Here is a 16,685-nt window from a genome sequence, read left to right on the forward strand (position 1 = left end):
AAACCACAACCCTATTGACCGCGCACAGGTTACGGCGTATAATTTTTTGCAAATGACGGCCAGTTGATCGTGCGAAAACATGAGGGGCATGAATGTCGCACATGCCAAGGTCAACGGTCTCCCGCATCAAGTTTATTCCTGATTTATACACTGACAGCGCCGCCGGGCGCACGGCCTTGAGCCGGACGTTGCTACGCCGCTGTCCTGACACGGAACGGCGTGATTTTTTTCGCGCCGCACAGCAGGCCCCGGTGGCAGGGGGACTGCACCGCAGTTGTTCATTCACTCTTGCCAGGAGGCTATTATGCGTATTGCCGTGGGTCTGGGCAAAGAAGGCGGAGAAGAGCGTTTGGAGCGTTTGGAGCGCCAGGGCATCAGCCGCCGCGATTTCATGAAATTCTGCACAGCGGTGGCCGTAGCCATGGGCATGGGCCCGGCTTTCGCCTCCGAGGTGGCAGCCGCCCTTACCGGGCGTCGTCCCTCGGTGGTCTATCTGCACGGCGCAGAATGCACGGGCTGTTCTGAAGCGCTGCTGCGCACCTATCAACCCTTCATTGATACTCTCATTCTCGACACCATTTCTCTCGACTACCACGAAACCATTATGGCCGCCGCCGGTGAAGCCGCTGAAGAAGCGCTTCATGCCGCCGTCAACAGCCCCGAAGGTTTTGTCTGTATTGTCGAAGGGGCCATTCCCACTGGCATGGACGGCAAGTACGGCTACATTGCCGGCCACACCATGTATGACATCTGCAAGGACATTCTGCCCAAAGCCAAGGCTGTGGTCAGCGTGGGCACCTGTGCCTGTTACGGCGGCATCCAGGCCGCCAAGCCCAATCCCACCGGCGCCAAGGGCGTCAACGACTGCTACGGCAACATCGGCATCAAGGCCATCAACGTGCCTGGCTGTCCTCCCAACCCCATCAACATGGTTGGCGCCCTCGTGGCCTTCCTGAAGGGGCAGAAGATCGAGCTTGATGAAGTGGGCCGTCCCGTCATGTTCTTCGGCCAGACCGTGCATGACCTTTGCGAACGCCGCAAACACTTTGACGCTGGCGAATTTGCGCCTTCCTTCAACTCGGAAGAAGCACGCAAGGGCTGGTGCCTGTACGATGTGGGCTGCAAGGGCCCGCAGACCTACAACAACTGTCCCAAGGTTCTTTTCAACGAGACCAACTGGCCTGTTGGCGCGGGGCACCCCTGCATTGGTTGCAGCGAGCCCAATTTCTGGGACGATATGACGCCGTTCTACCAGAACTAAGGGGATAAAAAATGAGCCAAGTCACCAAAACGCCCCAGAGCAGCTACACTGGCCCCATTGTTGTGGACCCGTTGACCCGTATCGAAGGGCATCTGCGCATTGAAGTTGAAGTTGAAGGCGGCAAGATCAAGGAAGCCCGCAGCAGCGCCACCCTTTTTCGCGGTCTTGAAACCATCCTCAAGGGACGCGATCCGCGCGACGCGCAGCATTTCACCCAGCGCACCTGTGGCGTCTGTACCTACACCCACGCCCTGGCCTCCACGCGCTGCCTTGAAGACGCCATCAACAAGCCCATTCCGGCCAACGCCACCTATATCCGCAACCTCGTGCTTGCCAACCAGTTCCTGCATGACCATCTGGTGCATTTCTATCACCTGCATGCCCTGGACTTTGTGGATGTAGCCAACGCTCTTCAGGCCGACCCGGCCAAGGCCGCCAAGCTGGCTTCTTCCATTTCGCCCCGCAAGGCCACTGCTGAAGACTTTGCCGCCGTGCAGGCCAAACTGAAGACCTTCGTGAACAGCGGCCAGCTCGGCCCCTTCACCAACGCCTACTTCCTTGGCGGGCATCAGGGCTATTACATGGACCCCGAAGCCAACCTCGTATGCACGGCCCACTATCTGCAAGCTCTGCGCGCGCAGGTTGAAGTGGCCAAGGGTATGGCCGTTTTCGGCGCCAAAAACCCGCACACCCAGTTCACTGTGGCTGGCGGCGTGACCTGCTACGATGCCCTGACCCCCAAACGCATCAAGGAATTCCGCGACATTTACGCCAAGTCCCGTGCATTCATTGAAGAAGTGTACATTCCCGACCTGCTGCTTGTGGCCAGCTACTACAAGGATTGGGCCAGCATCGGCGGCACCAGCAACTTCATGGCTTTCGGCGAATTCCCCGCTGTCGGCGGCGAACGCGACCTCAACAGCCGCTGGTACAAGCCCGGCGTCATCTATGACCGCAAGGTCGGTTCCGTGCAGCCCTTTGATCCCAACAAGATCAACGAGCAGGTCAAGCACAGCTGGTACGAAGGCCAGGCCCGTGAGCCCTATAACGGTGAGACCAATCCGCACTTCACCTTCATGGGCGACAAGGCCAAGTACTCCTGGAACAAGGCCCCGCGCTACGACAACCATGCCGTGGAAACCGGCCCCCTTGCCCAGATGCTCGTGGCCTATGGTCACAACCACAAGACCATCAAGCCCACCATTGACGCCGTGCTCGGCAAGCTGAACGTGGGCCCCGAAGCCCTGTTCTCCACCCTTGGCCGTACCGCCGCCCGCGGCATCCAGACCCTGGTTATCGCGCAGCAGATGGAAAACTGGCTCAACGAGTACGAAAACAACATCGGCAAGGACAAGCAGATCGTTGAAAACTACACCGTGCCGGTCTCCGGTCGTGGCGTGGGCTTTGTGGACGCGCCCCGTGGCGGTCTGTCGCATTGGATGACCATCAAGGACAGCAAGATCGACAACTTCCAGCTTGTGGTGCCCACCACCTGGAACCTGGGACCGCGGGATGACAAGGACGTGCCCAGCGCCGCCGAAGCAGCTCTTGTGGGAACGCCTGTGGCCGACCCCAAGCGCCCTGTGGAAATTCTGCGCACCATCCACTCCTTCGACCCCTGCATCGCCTGTTCGGTGCACGTCATTGACGGCGAAACCAACGAAGTCAATGAATTCAAGGTCTTGTAAGATACAATACGCATGACGCAAAAGGGCGGGGGCCAAATCCCCCGCCCTTTTTCTCTTCAAGCAAACGAGCTGACACATGAGCGATCAGAACGTGCTTATCCTTGGGGTAGGCAATATCCTGTTGACCGACGAAGGCTTCGGCGTACGCGCTGCAGCATATCTTGAAGAGCACTATCGCTGGCCTGACAACGTGACCCTTATGGATGGCGGCACGCAGGGACTCATGCTCATGAGCGAGCTCATGGACTGCGATGTTCTGGTCGTGCTGGATGTCGTGCTCGGTCCCAAGGAGCCAGGCACCATCTACAGGCTTGAAGGCGAAAATTTGCGGCAGAGTCTGAGCTTCAGGGACTCGATGCACCAGACTGACCTGCTGGACACCCTTGTGACCTGCGAACTGGCAGGCCATCGGCCCAGCGCTGTGGTTTTCGGCATACAGCCTTACGACTACAAAACTATGGACTTGAACCTCACTGCCGAACTTCAAGCCAAGCTGCCGGAATTTTGTGAAAAAGTTGTAGCGGAGTTGGCTCTTCAGGGCATTTGCGCTGAAAAAATCTGACGACAAACCAATTGTAATAAAAAAGCCCGGACCGGCGGCACTGCGCTGATCCGGGCTTTTATTCAAAAAAAAACGTTGTGCAGTCACCAGCCTGGCACGCTGATGCACATGCACAAGTTCTGGATTCCGTTGCCTACCCTTGCCCTTCCGGCAAGCACTCTTCGCTGAACAGGTCAAATCCCGCCTGACGCAATTGCGCCGCCCAGATGCCGTCCCCTGCACACAGACATTTGCTGAAAGTACCGTCATACACCTGTCCAAACCCGCAGGAAGGCGAACGGCTTTTCAGTATGGCCGCAGTACAGCCCTCTTGCATGGCAAGGTCGGTGGCCGCCTGCGCCCCAAGCTGAAAAAGCCGGGTCACATCATGCCCTTCCTTGCTCAAAACCTTGCCGTGCACGATCTCGCACGGCGTGCGAGGGGTCGGCAACCCGCCAAGGCACTCGGGACAGGCCGCAACCGCCCTGCCCTCCGCCACCAGCTGCACAACAGCGGCACACGTGTTGGCGCGGCCATCATACCGGCAGGCAATACCAGCCAGGCAGGCGCTGACAATATAGCGTGGCCGCGTCATTCCGGCGTGTTTTCCGGCAAGAGCGCAGCTTCCCACATTTCCTGATAATACACGCAGGTGCCAGGATTCCAGGCAGTGGCCGTGGCGTGGTCGTAACTTTCAGTTATGGGCCAGTCAGTATGCGGGGCCAGTGCCTGTTCAAAGGAAGGCGCTTCTACCACAGCTTCATATTCGAGATTCAGCGTGTAGTTGGGGCCCTTCATAAAGCGCAGATGATAGCGCGGCATAGCAGATCCTTATTAACGCGAACACCGGGAAGAGCTGGCTCTTCCCGGTGTGTTAGTATTACGCGATGGCCGTGCCTAGTGCGTGGTCATTACAAACTTGCTGATAATGAACAGAACCACCAGCAGAAAGATGCCAAGACCCACGCCGCCCTTGATGAGCTTCATTTCCACGGGGTCCAGGGGTTCATACTCCATTTTTTCAATTTCTTCATGGAGTTTTACTTCATTGCTATTTTCCATATCTCACTCCGTATATGCTAGCCGCCGATAACAGGCGGGGTCATGCCGTGGAAGAAGGCGTAGGAAATGAACAGGCCCACCCAGATGATGAAGCCGAACAGGCACACCACATACACAACAGCCAGACGACCGATGCCCTCTTCACGCAGTTTGCGGAAGTTGGACACAACACCAATGGTGAAGAAGGTCATGAGGAAGAACAGCACGCGGAATCCGTTGATGGTGCCGGACAGCCCCTTGCCGAGCTTGTGCAGTTCGGGCGAGGACAGGCACATGAGCAACAGGATCAGGAAGGTGGCGATGTACCCCAGCACGAAGCGGGGGAAGCGGTCCATAACGTCGCCCCAGGTCATGGTGCGTTCGCCGCGCGTCTTGTCGAACTTGGCGGTCCACACGTAAGCGAGCACCAGGGCCCACACGCCGATGAACACGTCAATGAAGATTTTGACGGTGGTGGTAACCATCACGATCCAGCCCGGTTCCCAGTTGATGCCCTGACCGGCCATCTTGGCGAGAATGAGGGATTCGGTGATGGCGCCGCTGGCGATGGCGCCGCCGTCAGACTTGACGGCAAGGCCCATCCAGGCGCCAGCCACCAGAGGCTCGCTGGAAAGGAAGTGCTGCGCCACGAAAGGCAGCACGAGCATTTCAATGCAGGTGAACACCACGACCAGCGAAGAAACCATGATGGGCACCACAGGCCGGGCGCGGATGGCGCCGCCCGTGGCGATGGCAGCGGAAACGCCGCAGATGGAGATGCCGGAGGCAAGAGGAGCGGCCCACTCTTTATTGAACTTGAAGTATCTGCGGGCGACGTAGTAAACAACGCACCAGTAAAGCAGATACGCTTCAACAATGGCGCAAAGACCGCGGAAAATGATGTGACCGGCAAAACCGGCGGCATCAGCGGCTTTCACGCCCAGTTCGGCGCCCATGATGACGATGGCGATTTTAACGAAAAGTTCGGGGCGGCAGGCTTCGCGCAGGCTCTCGGCAAACTGGGGGGTAATGTTGCCCACCAGAATACCCACCACAAGAGCCACGATAAGGCCAGCCTCAGTGCTGAGGCCCAGCGCCCAGGGAATGCCCAGTTTGGCGAGCTGCGTGGGGTTGGCCGCGATGTAGGCATTGGCCCCAAGCGTGTAGCAAGCGATGGCGATAAAGAAAATGATGGTGAAGCCACGCACGAAGTTGGCCACATTGCCCTTGATAAGCTTGATGCCCATAGCCATCAGAGCGGTAATAACCGCATAGCTTACCAGCAGTGAGGCCCAACCGGGCAGCCACTTCCAGGTTGCGGCCTTCCAGGCGTTAAGCGGGTTGTCAACCCACATGCCAACGCCTACGACCCAGCCCATAATGTCCAGGCCAACCATTTTTCCGAGCGCTAAAACGAAGACGAGGCAGCCTATAAGCAGAGCTACTTTATCTTCGTTAAATGCTGCCTTTGGTGATGCCATACCCATAGTCCTCCATGCGAATGATGCAAATAATCACTGACACACCTCCCCCACCGATACCTAATGCCCTTTCGCGAGCTTGTACCAACTGGCACTATCGCGCAAAAAAGGCAAAATTTGCCGTAGCATCTGATGAGGAATACCAATACCAAAAGGTGTCGCCTTAAAAAAAACCTGTGACACCGTGGGTAAAGTTACCCGACTGGTCACGATTGTCAAGCACAAGTTCAAAGTTTAACAATGCGTACTTATAACTGAATCTCCATGCGTTTCGACTTTGTGCAACTGTCATTTTGCAGGCAACAATGTGTATTTTCCAAAGTTGCGACAATTATCCAATCCATTTGCAGACATAAAAAAACCCGAACAGAATGTCGCAAAATTGCGCCTTACGCGCAAAAAGGGACATATGGACATTGGAGCACATCAAACAATACCTGCCGAGTCTATTTTATTGGAGAGTTCATGATCAAAGCTGTCTTTCGCTGTTACAAAACAGCAAAGTCGCCTGCTACTCATTTTTTTGCATGCAACCTGGCAAACGCAACCAGCGGTACCCCCGGAAATTCCCCGTTTCTTGCGAAATTTGTCTGCACAGACGCGCCCGTCTGCACGTATCGCTCTTGTACAAGAATTACAGCCAGTTGTTTTCGCCAGCAAACAGCGCACACATGAAACAAAAGCATGCATGCAGCCTAACTACATGTTTTAAAATCAATTTATGTACAAACTCTGGGTACGCTTCCTGTGGGCGCCGTGAATACTGTGCCGCCTGTAACGACGGCGCCACTGTTCACGACGGGCTTGCCATTGTGAAGCATTGCGCGATGTTGCCGCCGTATGCGAAGAAACGCTCGCGCCTTGCTGCACGGCGGGCTGAATGACTGCGGTGCTGGCAGACTGGTGGGCTGCCTGAGAAACAATTTCACAAGTAAAACAGAGCTAACCACACAGATAATGGCGTGTTGTCCAGGCGGCCGATGCTGTGCCCAGGCGCTTTGCCAGTTCGCCAGGCGCGCTGCCTGTTCGCTCGAGTGCATTGCCGCTGTGGATGGGGAAGACGTAGAAGAGCTACTGGATCAAGCCGGATCATCACGCATCGCAGCCACGCATACCGCAGTTCGTATGCCGTAGTCACGCATGCCGCAGTTACGCATGCCGCAGTTACGCATGCCGCAGTTACGATAGTTATGACAGTTACGATAGTTACGACAGTTGCAGACGGGCCTGTGAGACTTGCCCCTGGCGGCAGAGATCGTGTGGAACAAATGGAACAAGCCGTGTTGCGCCCCGTTCAGCCGTGCTCCACAGCGCCAGCAACTGGATGTCAGCAGACGGGTACGGACAGGCAGCCCCACCGCTAGGCACGCAGCCTGAACCCCTGACCGCGTGGATGCTTTGCAAATGGCATAATGCCACGGCGGCGCTACACCAGAGCGTCAGTGACGCAGATGCCCTTTTCTCCGTTCTGATAGGCATATCTATTATAGTATAGACTGAGATGGCTGTTGCGGTCATGGCCTTCGCAGGCCCCCGCCCGCACGCCCGGTGCGCGGCGAAACCCGCCAAGGCCATGCCGCCGCCCGCTATCTGGCCGCACGGTTATCTGAATACACGGCTTCCTGCTGTCCGGTCTGCGCACCACCACGGCCGGACTGGCCCGCACCTGACGCCCGGCCGGGTCATGCGCCCGCAACGCCCCGAACCATGATACCTTGCCGCCGCAGCCATGTCGCGCGACTGCGCTGAAGAAGGGCTGTCATGGCAACAGTCAAAGTCTGCCCATTTGACGCATGTTTTCCGTTCCAGAGCGTCAAAATTTTCGCACCGCAGGTCGGAAAAAAATTCCCACGGGCAAATCAGGCACACAACATACTGATATAAAATAATATTTTTTTGTGGCACACAGATTGCAAAATGCCCAACAGCTTAGCAACCACCAGGAGGTGCCCCATGTCTTTGGTTATTAACCACAACATGATGGCCGCAAACACGGCCAGAAATTTGAATGCTCACTATTCCCAGTTGAGCAAGTCGGTACAGCGCCTTTCAACAGGTTTGCGCGTCAACAGCGCTGCGGACGACGCCGCAGGACTGGCCATTCGCGAACTGCAGCGTGCCGACATCGCCACTTTGCAACAGGGCGCGCGCAACGCCAATGACGCCATCTCAATGATTCAGACCGCCGACGGCGCTCTGGGCGTTATTGACGAAAAGCTCACCCGCATGAAGGAACTGGCCGAACAGGCGGCCACGGGCACGTACGATTCCACCCAGCGCCTGATGATCGAATCCGAATATCAGGCCATGGCTTCGGAAATCACCCGTATCGCCAATGCCACTGACTTCAACGGCATACATCTGCTCAACGGCTCTCTGTCCAGCGACACGCATGACGGCAGCGGCATGAAGGCCACGGGCAAGATGAAGATCCACTTTGGCACGGGCAACGACTCGGCCGAAGACTATTACTACATCAAGATTGGCACCAGTACGGCCTCGGCCCTTGGCGTCGGCAATCAGGCCCTTGATGGAAGCGGCAAACTGCGCGATGGCGGTACCGTCTCCACGCAGCAGGCCGCGCAGCGGGCTCTTGAAGCCATCACCAATGCCATTATCTCCAAGGACAAGATCCGCGCTCACCTTGGCGCCATGCAGAACCGCCTGGAGAATACCATCACCAACCTGAATACTCAGGCGGAAAACCTGCAGGCTGCCGAATCGCGCATTTCAGATGTGGACGTCGCCACCGAAATGACGCAGTTCGTGCGCAACCAGATCCTGAGCCAGTCTGCGGTGGCCATGCTCTCGCAGGCGAACTCGCTGCCACAGATGGCCATGAAGCTCATCGGCGGCTAGATCATAGTGCTCTAGGTTGTGGAAGACCAAAGATGTGGGAGGTCCGGGGGCCGTGCCCCCGGACCAGGCCAAACAACTGGCGTTCCCACCAAATCAGAGATTTTGCCACACAGCCGCCGCAGGGCTTATTCCGTGTGTCCGAGCGTTTTCAACGCATCGCGCGCGGCTTGCTGTTCAGCTTTTTTGCAGCTGCTGCCGCTTGCGACAAACTGACTGCCGTCAGGCAAACGAAGAGAAACTTCAAAAACCTTGGAGTGCTCGGGGCCATGACTGGCCAAGCGCGTGTACAGTGGCGCCTGGCCAAAACGCTGCTGCGAGGCTTCCTGTAGCCGGGTTTTATAGTCTTTTGAGGCTTTTCCGTCCCCGGCCCTGTCGGGCCACTGTCCTGCGAATATACGTGCCACGGCCTGTTGGGCCGCCGCAAAGCCGCCATCTTCATAAACAGCCGCCAATACAGCCTCCAGAGCATCGCTGAGTACAGCGTCGCGCTTGCGCCCTCCCTGATTTTCTTCTCCTCTGCCCAGCTTGAGAAGGACATCAAGGCCAAGGTCGCGCGCTCTTTCAGCAAGACTCACGGCGCTCACGAGATTTGAGCGCATCTTGGTGAGTTCGCCTTCACGCGCGGTGGGAAAACGCTTGTAGATCTCCCACGAGACGCAAAGTTCCAGCACAGCGTCACCGAGAAATTCCTGCCGCTCATTGTGCTCCTGACCACAAGAGTACTCGTTGGCCCACGAACTGTGCGTCAGGGCCAGGTCAAGCAGTTCCCGCCGGGCAAAACTGTGCCCAAGCCGTTTTTTGACAAGTTCAAAAGCCGTATCCGAAGTTTTTTCTGGTGTAACGTCAAAATTCTGCATGGCGTTATTTTAGCGTTTTCGGCAGCCAAGGCAACAGAAAATGCCTTGACATGCGCTGCTCCAGTGCCTACCTAAAACCATCAACACTCAGGAGCAAAGCATGGCTTACGATATTCGTTTAATGAAGCTGGTAACGGGCGAACTTGTCATTGGCAAGTACGATGCCGAAAAAGATTGCCTCAATGATGTGGCCGCCATCCAGAGCATTCCCACGCAACAGGGCGTGCAGATGATGATGTTGCCTTACGGATACCCCTTTGAACCCGAGTTCAGCGGCAGCCTTGAAGGAAAAAATTTCCTCTACCGCTACGCCAGCACCCCCAAGGAACTTCAGGACAAGTACATCGAAGCCTGCACCAACCTCACCGTGGCTGGCGGCCTGGGCAGGATGCAGTTCAGCTCCGATCCGCTCGGCGGTTCCGGCAGCGGCCTGATCAAGTAGTCCGTTTCCTTTTCTGGCTTTTTTCAAGGGCGGCGCGCAAGGCCGCCCTTTTCGCACCCGCCGCCTTTTGCCCCCCATAAGGAAGACCATGCGTTCCCTTCTGCCGCTTTTGCCCAAACCCAGCCGCTATGCCGGAATTGAAGACAACGTCTGCCGAAAAGACCCGCAGAACGTGCGTCTGCGTGTGGCCCTGGCCTTTCCTGACACCTATGACGTCGGCATGTCCTATCTGGGGCAAAAAATTCTGTACAATATCGTCAACAGCCGCCCCCACTGGTGGGCTGAACGGGTCATGGCTCCCGAGCGCGAAGCCGGCGATATCCTGCGCGCCCACAATACGCCCCTGGCCACGCTGGAATCTGACACCCCACTGGGGCAGACCCATTGCCTGAGTTTTTCCATCACGCATGAGCTTTGTTACACCAACGTCCTCTACATGCTTGATCTGGCTGGCATTCCCTTGCGCACGGCGAACCGGCCGCAGGACCTTACGGCCTGCCCCCTTGTCATTGCAGGCGGTGGCGCGCTGCTCAGCGCGGAACCGCTGACGCCCTTTATTGACGTCATGGTGCTGGGCGATGGCGAGGAAAGCCTGCCCGACGTTCTGGAACTGCTTGAAAAAGCGCTGGATTCCGGCTGGACGCGTGAACGCCTGCTGCTTGAGGCCAGGCATATTCCGGGCGTATACGTGCCTTCCCTCTTCACTGCCCGGCCTGAGGCCCCCACCGCCCCGCCCGTGCCCCTGATGCCCGACTATACGCGGCCAGCCCGCCGCATTGTGGCGGATATCAACAACACCCCCTATCCCGCCAAACAGGTGGTGCCCGTGGGAGCCGTACACAACAGGCTGTCACTGGAAATCGCGCGCGGCTGTACGCGCGGCTGCCGCTTTTGCCACGCGGGCATGGTCTACCGCCCGGTGCGCGAGCGTTCGCTGGAAACCATCCAGACCCTGATGGACGATTGCCTCAGCGAAACGGGCTTTGACGAAATTTCTTTCCTGTCGCTCAGCACAGGCGATTTTTCAGCCCTGAAGACCCTGTGCTTCAGCGCCCTGGACCGTTGCGCCCGTGAACAGATCGGCCTTTCCCTGCCGTCGCTGCGGGTGGGCTCCATTGACGACGAAATCATCGAGCGCATGGCCGATCTGCGCCGTACCGGCTGCACCCTGGCCCCCGAGGCTGGCAGCCAGCGCCTGCGCGACGTCATCAACAAGGGCGTCACTGAAGAAGACCTGCTGCTGCACGCCCAGAAGCTGCTTGAGCACGGCTGGCGTCAGGTGAAGCTCTATTTCATGATCGGGCTGCCGACCGAAACGGACGAAGACCTGGCCGCCATAACCGAAACGTGCCTCAAGGTGCGTGACGCCGCCGGACGCGGCAGCCCGCGCCTGCAAGTCACGGCGGCCCTTTCGCCCTTTGTGCCCAAACCCTTTACGCCCTTTCAGTGGGTGCCGCAGATCAGCCAGGAAGAAATCCAGCGGCGGGTCCATTTTGTGCGACAGCAGTTCAAAGGGGTGAAATTCCTTAAACTGCGCTGGCACGAACCCGCCATGAGCCATCTTGAGGGCATTTTGTCCCGCGCGGACCGCCGCATGGCCGATGTGGTGGAAAAGGCCTACCGCAAAGGTTCCATCTTCACCAGTTGGATGGAGCACTTTGCGCTTGACCCCTGGCTGGAAGCGCTGGAAGAATGCGGCTTGAGCGCGCAGGAATGCACAGGTGAACGCCAACCGGGCAGTCCCCTGCCCTGGGGACATCTTGAGGCGGGCATTTCTGAGGAATTTTTGCTGCGTGAATGGCAGCGCGCCCTTGGGGAAAAAGTTACCGACGACTGCCGCTACGGGGCCTGCCGCCAGTGCGGAGCCTGCGACACCAAGGTCGGGCCGTCGCGCATGCCGCACACGCCCTCGCCCAACGGCGTCGCCCCTCTGGACGGGTCTCTGCGTGACGCGGCCCCCCAGAGCGAAGCCAGCTCAAGCGAGGCTCCGACGGACGCGCAGATCGGCGCCGCCACAGACAGCGGCCCCCTTGCGCACAACGCGCAAGAACAGTCAGTGCCTGCCAGCGCCCTGCAGGACACGCCCCTGCCGGACAGCCACCAGCACCGCAACAGGCTTATTTTTTCGCAGCGCGACCAGCGCGCCCATCAGCCCAGCCGGGACGAGGAAGGCCGCCTGGTATGCCGCCCGCCCGCCAGCCGCCCCCCCAAAATAACCGCAGAACTGACCGTCAAGGCGGCGCAATATCGCATCTGGCACAGCAAGGCTGGCGGCTGCGCCTACCTGAGCCAGCTGGAACTGCAAGCCGTTCTTGACCGCGCCCTGCGCCGGGCCGGTCTGCCCATGGCTTTTTCTCAGGGTTTTCACCCCATGCCGCTCATGTCTTTTGGCCGGGCCTTGCCGGTTGGCGTGGAAAGCCGGGCGGAATGGTTTGCCCTGACCCTGCACAAGGTTCTTCCGCCGCAGGAAATCGCCGACCGCCTGAACCCTCTTCTGCCCCTCGGCATGGAGATCGTGCGTGTTGAGTTCGTGGACAAAAGCCACCGCACCGAACAGGCCGTGGCCGAGGCTTTTTGCCTGTCCCTGCCAACCCCTGAAGAAAACAGGCAGGTTGTCCGATGCTTTGAAGACTTTGCTGCATTGCCCGAACTGAACTTCACGCGCGACACCAAAAAAGGCCCCCGCACCGCCAATATCAGGGCCATGTTGCGGCAATGGGAAACCCTTGCGCAAGAGCAGCACGAAAATGCCCCTGAGGCCGTGACATTTGTAGCTGACTGGAGTAATGGTTATCTGTCGCCCCTGCTTTTCGTCATGGCCATATTGCAGCCTCTGGGAATGCCTGATACCTTGCGCCCCAGGCTGAAGCTGGTGAAAACCGCGCAACTGTTCGCTGACGAAAAACTGTATCCATAGGCCCCCCCATGGGGATGCCAACGTCCTCTGGCTCATTATATCGGCTTTTTGTCTTTGCCCACGGGAGAAAACATATGGCTTCCTGTATCCCCTTTGCTGACGAAGAACCCTTTGCACAGCGCGTCAAAAATCTGGCTGACGACGAACTGCTTGAAATATGGGAAGAAACTCAGCAAATCGAAAACATGATTTGTGCGGAACTGCATGCCGATTTTTCTCTGGCGCCGGACTATGAGAAGGTCATTGTGGAAGAACTGACCCTGCGTTCCAGCCGCCGCATAAATACCCGGCCCTAAGCCAAATGCGAAAAGGGCGAAAGCCATAAGCTCTCGCCCTAAAAAAACTTGCTATCTCGGAGCGGCTATATGCCGCCGAGCATTTCCATATCGTCGTTGGAAAGCAGCTTGTCCAGATCAAGCATGATGAGCAGACGATCCTGAAGCTTGCCAACGCCGCTGATGTAGTCCGAATCCACTCCAGCCACCACGGGCGGCGGCGGCTCAACCGTGCTGGCGGGAATGCGCAGCACTTCGGAAACCGCGTCAACCACAAAGCCTACGATGATATTGTTGATCTCGATGACAATGATCCGCGTGTTCTTGTCGTGCGTTTTTGACGCAAGACCGAAGCGACGGCGCAGATCAATGATGGGAATCACCTTTCCGCGCAAATTGATGACGCCTTCGACAAATTCTGGAGCGCGGGGTACCCTGGTGATCTCCATAGTGCGGATAATTTCCTGCACTTTCAGAATATTAACCCCGAACTCCTCCTCACCGATGCTGAAAGTCACCAGTTGCAGAAGTTCGTCTTCCTGTTTTCTCTGATTTACATCCATGTGCGCTCCTTATTGCAACCAGCCGCTCAACCTGTGGGGGCCGCTGGCACCATCAGCCTTGGCCTGCCGATGTTTACTATAGAGCTTATCGACAAATTGGTAAAGCACCATAGGTCTGCCGAAAAAATCGCTATCTGCCAAACGCGTCGCGCATGGACTGCTCCAGGCTCTCACTGCCGTAGACGTCACGCAGCACCAGGGGGGCTGTGGCCATGTCGCCAGCGGGAAACAGCGCCGTGAGGGGAATGCTCTTGCTGCCAAGGGCCTCCAGCAGACGCACGGCGTAAGCATTGGCATTGGTGAGATCCACACGGACAAGCTCCATATTGTAACGGGCCTGCAAGCGACGCAGGCGCTCGTCAGTCAGAACGGTAGCCTCCATAAATTTGCAGTTGGGGCACCAGTCGGCGGTGAATTCCAGCAGCATGGGTTTTTTGCCCAGGCTGGCCTCAAAGGTCTGCGGGTTGAATTCGCGCCATTGCGGCAGGGGGGCCACAGGGCGCAACACCCACATGAAAGAAGCCAGCAAAAGCCCCAGACAGGCAAACCCCACAACCCTGCGGCGCAAAGGCGGCGCGGATATGCCGCAGTACTGCCCCCAGAGCCAGGCGCACAGGGCCACAACCAGCAGTACGCTTAACACCTGCATGTGTTTTTCCACCGGCAAGATGGAAAGCAGGTACAGCGCCGTGCCCATAAGAAAAAAGCCCACGACGCGCTCAAAAATGTGCATCCAGGCTCCCGGTTTGGGCAAGATGTTCGCCAGTGCAGGCCAGATGCTGAAAAGCACATACGGCAGGGCCATCCCGAGTCCCACGGCCCAAAAAACGACCATGACCACCATGAGGGGCTGGGTGAAGGCCCAGCCAAGCACGCCGCCCAGGAGCGGCCCGCTGCAGGGCGTTGCCAGAAACGTGGACACAAGCCCGGTAAAATACGCCTGAAGACAGGGATTCTTGGTGTTTGCCCCTGTTTTGAGGTCAATGACAGGCAGGGTGAAAACTCCAAGCATGGACAGACCCATCAAAAACACGAGCAGCAGCATGACCAGCAGCACGGCCTGATTCTGGTACAGTTGCCCCCACATGAGGTCCGCCAGGCCGAGCACAAGGGCCAGAGCGCTGAAAAGGGTCATAACGCCTGCCGCAAAGCAGAGGTTGTGCCGCCTGAAATGCCTGAGGCCCTCCTTGCCGCAGCCGCCCACCATAAGCAGGCCGCTGACCTTGAATGTCAGTACAGGCAGTACGCAGGGCATGGCATTGAGCAGCAAACCGGCCAGTATGCCAAAGAGCAGCGCCTTTCCAAGACTGGTTATCTCCATGGATTCATTTACATACCGTGGCGCCAGACTCACAAAATCATCCATGGGGGGCAAGGGCTTTTGCACCTGCCCGCCTTCCGTTGCGGCCGGGTCGTTACCAGCCCCCACAGTCTCTCCCTGAGACGCATCAAGCCAGCGGGCTATACCCGCAGACCTGCCGGCCCCGGGATCGCCCTCCGTTGAGCCTTGCGGATCAGCTACGGCCGGAGCCCCGCCAAAAAGCTGCACGCCCTCAGTCGCGTCGTCCGCAACAGACCGGGGCGGCTGTTTTTTCAGGCTGCGCCATTGGGCTGCCCAGGGCATGGCCTCAAGAGGCTGCGTTGCCTGGGGCACCACTTCCTTCACCTGCTGGTTGACGGGCATGCAGTTGCGCGTGGAACACAGGAGCATGCTTATGTCCGCCGTATAGGGCTTGCCTTGGTCCTCACGGGACAAAAGCACATAGAGGGTCACTTCACCTTCATAAACGAAAATGGTGGCCGAAGGATCATAAAAGTCGCGCTGCACCGCCCCTTCCGGATACCACACGGCCTGAGGCGGCCCACCGGCGACACTGAAGCGCAGGGTGGTGGGCCGTCCCGCATCGCCAGGGTCATGGGCGTAGGCGTGCACATCCTTGGGCAAGGTGAGGCGCAGGGCGCCGACAACGGCATCGCCGTCCAGAGCTGTTTCAAGCCGAGCTCCCAGCGGGTTGGCGCAGGCATGACCTGAAAAAACAAGAAGAGACAAGGCCATACACAGGGGCATCAACCACAGGGGCAAGGGGACGTTTTTTGGGTTAAAAAGCTTTTTTAAAAAAATATTTTTACTTTTCACTATGTTAGCTCTTTCTTTCCAATTTTTTATTCAAACACGCTTGACAGTGGGTACCCATCAGCGTAAACCCCTTTTCACGCAATGCGGGTCATTAGCTCAATTGGTAGAGCAGCTGACTCTTAATCAGTTGGTTCGGGGTTCGAGTCCCTGATGGCCCACCAGAAAAATCAAAGGTTCGTGGTTACAAGCCACGAACCTTTTTTTGTATTTGCAATACAGCATAGCAACACCTGCAAGGACGCAACGCAACGCACGAGCGCATGCTGCGACCATATACGACGCGCTTGCGTCAGAAATCACATACGCAACAACGCTGCCACAGTACTGCTGCATACGCGCAGACTGTACCGGAGCTGTTTTTTTGCTTCTGGCAAGCAGACGGTAACGACAGGACACAAGCGTACTGCCCGTCGTAATTACACGAGCGAACCCACAAACAACAGACTGCATGTGACCCCAGAGGGAAAACGTTAAGCATCTCAACATTAGCGAGATTTTATCCCTACTGGAAAAGCAAGTCCATCTTTCCTTTATGTCCGCGTCATACGGCGCGGCGACTTCCTGAAAAACCGTATTTTCATGGCTGCCAGCGGCTTGCGTGGCGGCTGCCTCCCCTCCCATTC

Annotated in this window: 15 protein-coding genes and 1 tRNA gene; 8 read left to right on the plus strand and 8 right to left on the minus strand. The window is 57.5% G+C overall.

Features of this window, described 5'->3' with window-relative positions:
* Window positions 1-304: 304 nt before the first annotated feature.
* From DESU86_RS01325 to DESU86_RS01335, 3 genes are all read left to right on the plus strand, one after another.
* On the plus strand, window positions 305-1,261 hold the full coding sequence (locus DESU86_RS01325) for a hydrogenase small subunit (protein WP_179979398.1): 957 nt from the start codon (window positions 305-307) through the stop codon (window positions 1,259-1,261).
* A gap of 11 nt (window positions 1,262-1,272) precedes the next feature.
* On the plus strand, window positions 1,273-2,949 hold the full coding sequence (locus DESU86_RS01330) for a nickel-dependent hydrogenase large subunit (protein ID WP_179979399.1): 1,677 nt from the start codon (window positions 1,273-1,275) through the stop codon (window positions 2,947-2,949).
* Window positions 2,950-3,025: 76 nt separating this feature from the next.
* Entirely contained in the window at window positions 3,026-3,511 is a 486-nt protein-coding gene (locus DESU86_RS01335; RefSeq protein WP_179979400.1) for a HyaD/HybD family hydrogenase maturation endopeptidase, read from the plus strand.
* A 133-nt stretch (window positions 3,512-3,644) separates the two neighbouring features.
* On the opposite strand, the gene DESU86_RS01340 is transcribed toward DESU86_RS01335, so the two are convergent.
* The 5 genes from DESU86_RS01340 to DESU86_RS01360 all read right to left on the minus strand — a co-directional run bounded on the left by DESU86_RS01340 (window position 3,645) and on the right by DESU86_RS01360 (window position 7,612).
* Window positions 3,645-4,085, minus strand: coding sequence for a DUF523 domain-containing protein (locus DESU86_RS01340; RefSeq protein ID WP_179979401.1), 441 nt, complete (start codon window positions 4,083-4,085; stop codon window positions 3,645-3,647).
* A complete protein-coding gene (locus DESU86_RS01345) occupies window positions 4,082-4,312 on the minus strand; it encodes a hypothetical protein (protein ID WP_179979402.1) in 231 nt (76 codons plus the stop codon). The genes DESU86_RS01340 and DESU86_RS01345 overlap by 4 nt, the downstream gene beginning before the upstream one ends.
* A 75-nt stretch (window positions 4,313-4,387) precedes the next feature.
* Window positions 4,388-4,552, minus strand: a complete 165-nt coding sequence (locus tag DESU86_RS01350; RefSeq protein ID WP_179979403.1) for a bacteriocin-type signal sequence — start codon at window positions 4,550-4,552, stop codon at window positions 4,388-4,390.
* Between the two features lie 17 nt (window positions 4,553-4,569).
* Window positions 4,570-6,012: a putative sulfate exporter family transporter gene (locus DESU86_RS01355; protein WP_179981669.1), complete on the minus strand. Its 1,443-nt coding sequence runs from the start codon at window positions 6,010-6,012 to the stop codon at window positions 4,570-4,572.
* A gap of 1,426 nt (window positions 6,013-7,438) precedes the next feature.
* Entirely contained in the window at window positions 7,439-7,612 is a 174-nt protein-coding gene (locus tag DESU86_RS01360) for a hypothetical protein (RefSeq protein WP_179979404.1), read from the minus strand.
* A gap of 353 nt (window positions 7,613-7,965) precedes the next feature.
* On the opposite strand from DESU86_RS01360, the gene DESU86_RS01365 reads away from it, so the two are divergent.
* On the plus strand, window positions 7,966-8,871 hold the full coding sequence (locus tag DESU86_RS01365; protein ID WP_179979405.1) for a flagellin N-terminal helical domain-containing protein: 906 nt from the start codon (window positions 7,966-7,968) through the stop codon (window positions 8,869-8,871).
* Between the two features lie 125 nt (window positions 8,872-8,996).
* Here DESU86_RS01365 and rnc read toward each other — a convergent pair whose 3' ends face one another.
* On the minus strand, window positions 8,997-9,728 hold the full coding sequence (rnc, locus tag DESU86_RS01370; protein WP_179979406.1) for a ribonuclease III: 732 nt from the start codon (window positions 9,726-9,728) through the stop codon (window positions 8,997-8,999).
* Window positions 9,729-9,828: 100 nt separating this feature from the next.
* On the opposite strand from rnc, the gene DESU86_RS01375 reads away from it, so the two are divergent.
* From DESU86_RS01375 to DESU86_RS01385, 3 genes are all read left to right on the plus strand, one after another.
* Complete coding sequence (locus DESU86_RS01375) at window positions 9,829-10,170, plus strand: hypothetical protein (RefSeq protein WP_179979407.1); 342 nt, start codon at window positions 9,829-9,831, stop codon at window positions 10,168-10,170.
* Between the two features lie 88 nt (window positions 10,171-10,258).
* Complete coding sequence (locus tag DESU86_RS01380) at window positions 10,259-13,087, plus strand: TIGR03960 family B12-binding radical SAM protein (protein ID WP_179979408.1); 2,829 nt, start codon at window positions 10,259-10,261, stop codon at window positions 13,085-13,087.
* Between the two features lie 74 nt (window positions 13,088-13,161).
* Window positions 13,162-13,383 carry a hypothetical protein gene (locus tag DESU86_RS01385; protein ID WP_179979409.1) on the plus strand — a complete coding sequence of 74 codons (222 nt, stop codon included), beginning with the start codon at window positions 13,162-13,164 and terminating at the stop codon, window positions 13,381-13,383.
* A 65-nt stretch (window positions 13,384-13,448) separates the two neighbouring features.
* On the opposite strand, the gene DESU86_RS01390 is transcribed toward DESU86_RS01385, so the two are convergent.
* Together DESU86_RS01390 and DESU86_RS01395 are read right to left on the minus strand one after the other, a co-directional pair.
* Window positions 13,449-13,925, minus strand: coding sequence for a chemotaxis protein CheW (locus tag DESU86_RS01390; RefSeq protein ID WP_179979410.1), 477 nt, complete (start codon window positions 13,923-13,925; stop codon window positions 13,449-13,451).
* A 130-nt stretch (window positions 13,926-14,055) separates the two neighbouring features.
* On the minus strand, window positions 14,056-15,981 hold the full coding sequence (locus DESU86_RS01395; RefSeq protein ID WP_179979411.1) for a protein-disulfide reductase DsbD family protein: 1,926 nt from the start codon (window positions 15,979-15,981) through the stop codon (window positions 14,056-14,058).
* Window positions 15,982-16,147: 166 nt separating this feature from the next.
* On the opposite strand from DESU86_RS01395, the gene DESU86_RS01400 reads away from it, so the two are divergent.
* Window positions 16,148-16,223, plus strand: a tRNA-Lys gene (locus DESU86_RS01400).
* Window positions 16,224-16,685 lie beyond the last annotated feature (462 nt).

Origin of the sequence: Desulfovibrio sp. 86, assembly GCF_902702915.1 — a bacterium.
GTDB lineage: Bacteria > Desulfobacterota > Desulfovibrionia > Desulfovibrionales > Desulfovibrionaceae > Desulfovibrio.

Bases quoted from the DNA above. Each gene is read 5' to 3' on its own strand.
- DESU86_RS01325 (WP_179979398.1), top strand. From the start codon at position 305: ATGCGTATTGCCGTGGGTCTGGGCAAAGAAGGCGGAGAAGAGCGTTTG.
- DESU86_RS01330 (WP_179979399.1), top strand. From the start codon at position 1,273: ATGAGCCAAGTCACCAAAACGCCCCAGAGCAGCTACACTGGCCCCATT.
- DESU86_RS01335 (WP_179979400.1), top strand. From the start codon at position 3,026: ATGAGCGATCAGAACGTGCTTATCCTTGGGGTAGGCAATATCCTGTTG.
- DESU86_RS01340 (WP_179979401.1), bottom strand. From the start codon at position 4,085: ATGACGCGGCCACGCTATATTGTCAGCGCCTGCCTGGCTGGTATTGCC.
- DESU86_RS01345 (WP_179979402.1), bottom strand. From the start codon at position 4,312: ATGCCGCGCTATCATCTGCGCTTTATGAAGGGCCCCAACTACACGCTG.
- DESU86_RS01350 (WP_179979403.1), bottom strand. From the start codon at position 4,552: ATGGAAAATAGCAATGAAGTAAAACTCCATGAAGAAATTGAAAAAATG.
- DESU86_RS01355 (WP_179981669.1), bottom strand. From the start codon at position 6,012: ATGGCATCACCAAAGGCAGCATTTAACGAAGATAAAGTAGCTCTGCTT.
- DESU86_RS01365 (WP_179979405.1), top strand. From the start codon at position 7,966: ATGTCTTTGGTTATTAACCACAACATGATGGCCGCAAACACGGCCAGA.
- rnc (WP_179979406.1), bottom strand. From the start codon at position 9,728: ATGCAGAATTTTGACGTTACACCAGAAAAAACTTCGGATACGGCTTTT.
- DESU86_RS01375 (WP_179979407.1), top strand. From the start codon at position 9,829: ATGGCTTACGATATTCGTTTAATGAAGCTGGTAACGGGCGAACTTGTC.
- DESU86_RS01380 (WP_179979408.1), top strand. From the start codon at position 10,259: ATGCGTTCCCTTCTGCCGCTTTTGCCCAAACCCAGCCGCTATGCCGGA.
- DESU86_RS01385 (WP_179979409.1), top strand. From the start codon at position 13,162: ATGGCTTCCTGTATCCCCTTTGCTGACGAAGAACCCTTTGCACAGCGC.
- DESU86_RS01390 (WP_179979410.1), bottom strand. From the start codon at position 13,925: ATGGATGTAAATCAGAGAAAACAGGAAGACGAACTTCTGCAACTGGTG.
- DESU86_RS01395 (WP_179979411.1), bottom strand. From the start codon at position 15,981: ATGGCCTTGTCTCTTCTTGTTTTTTCAGGTCATGCCTGCGCCAACCCG.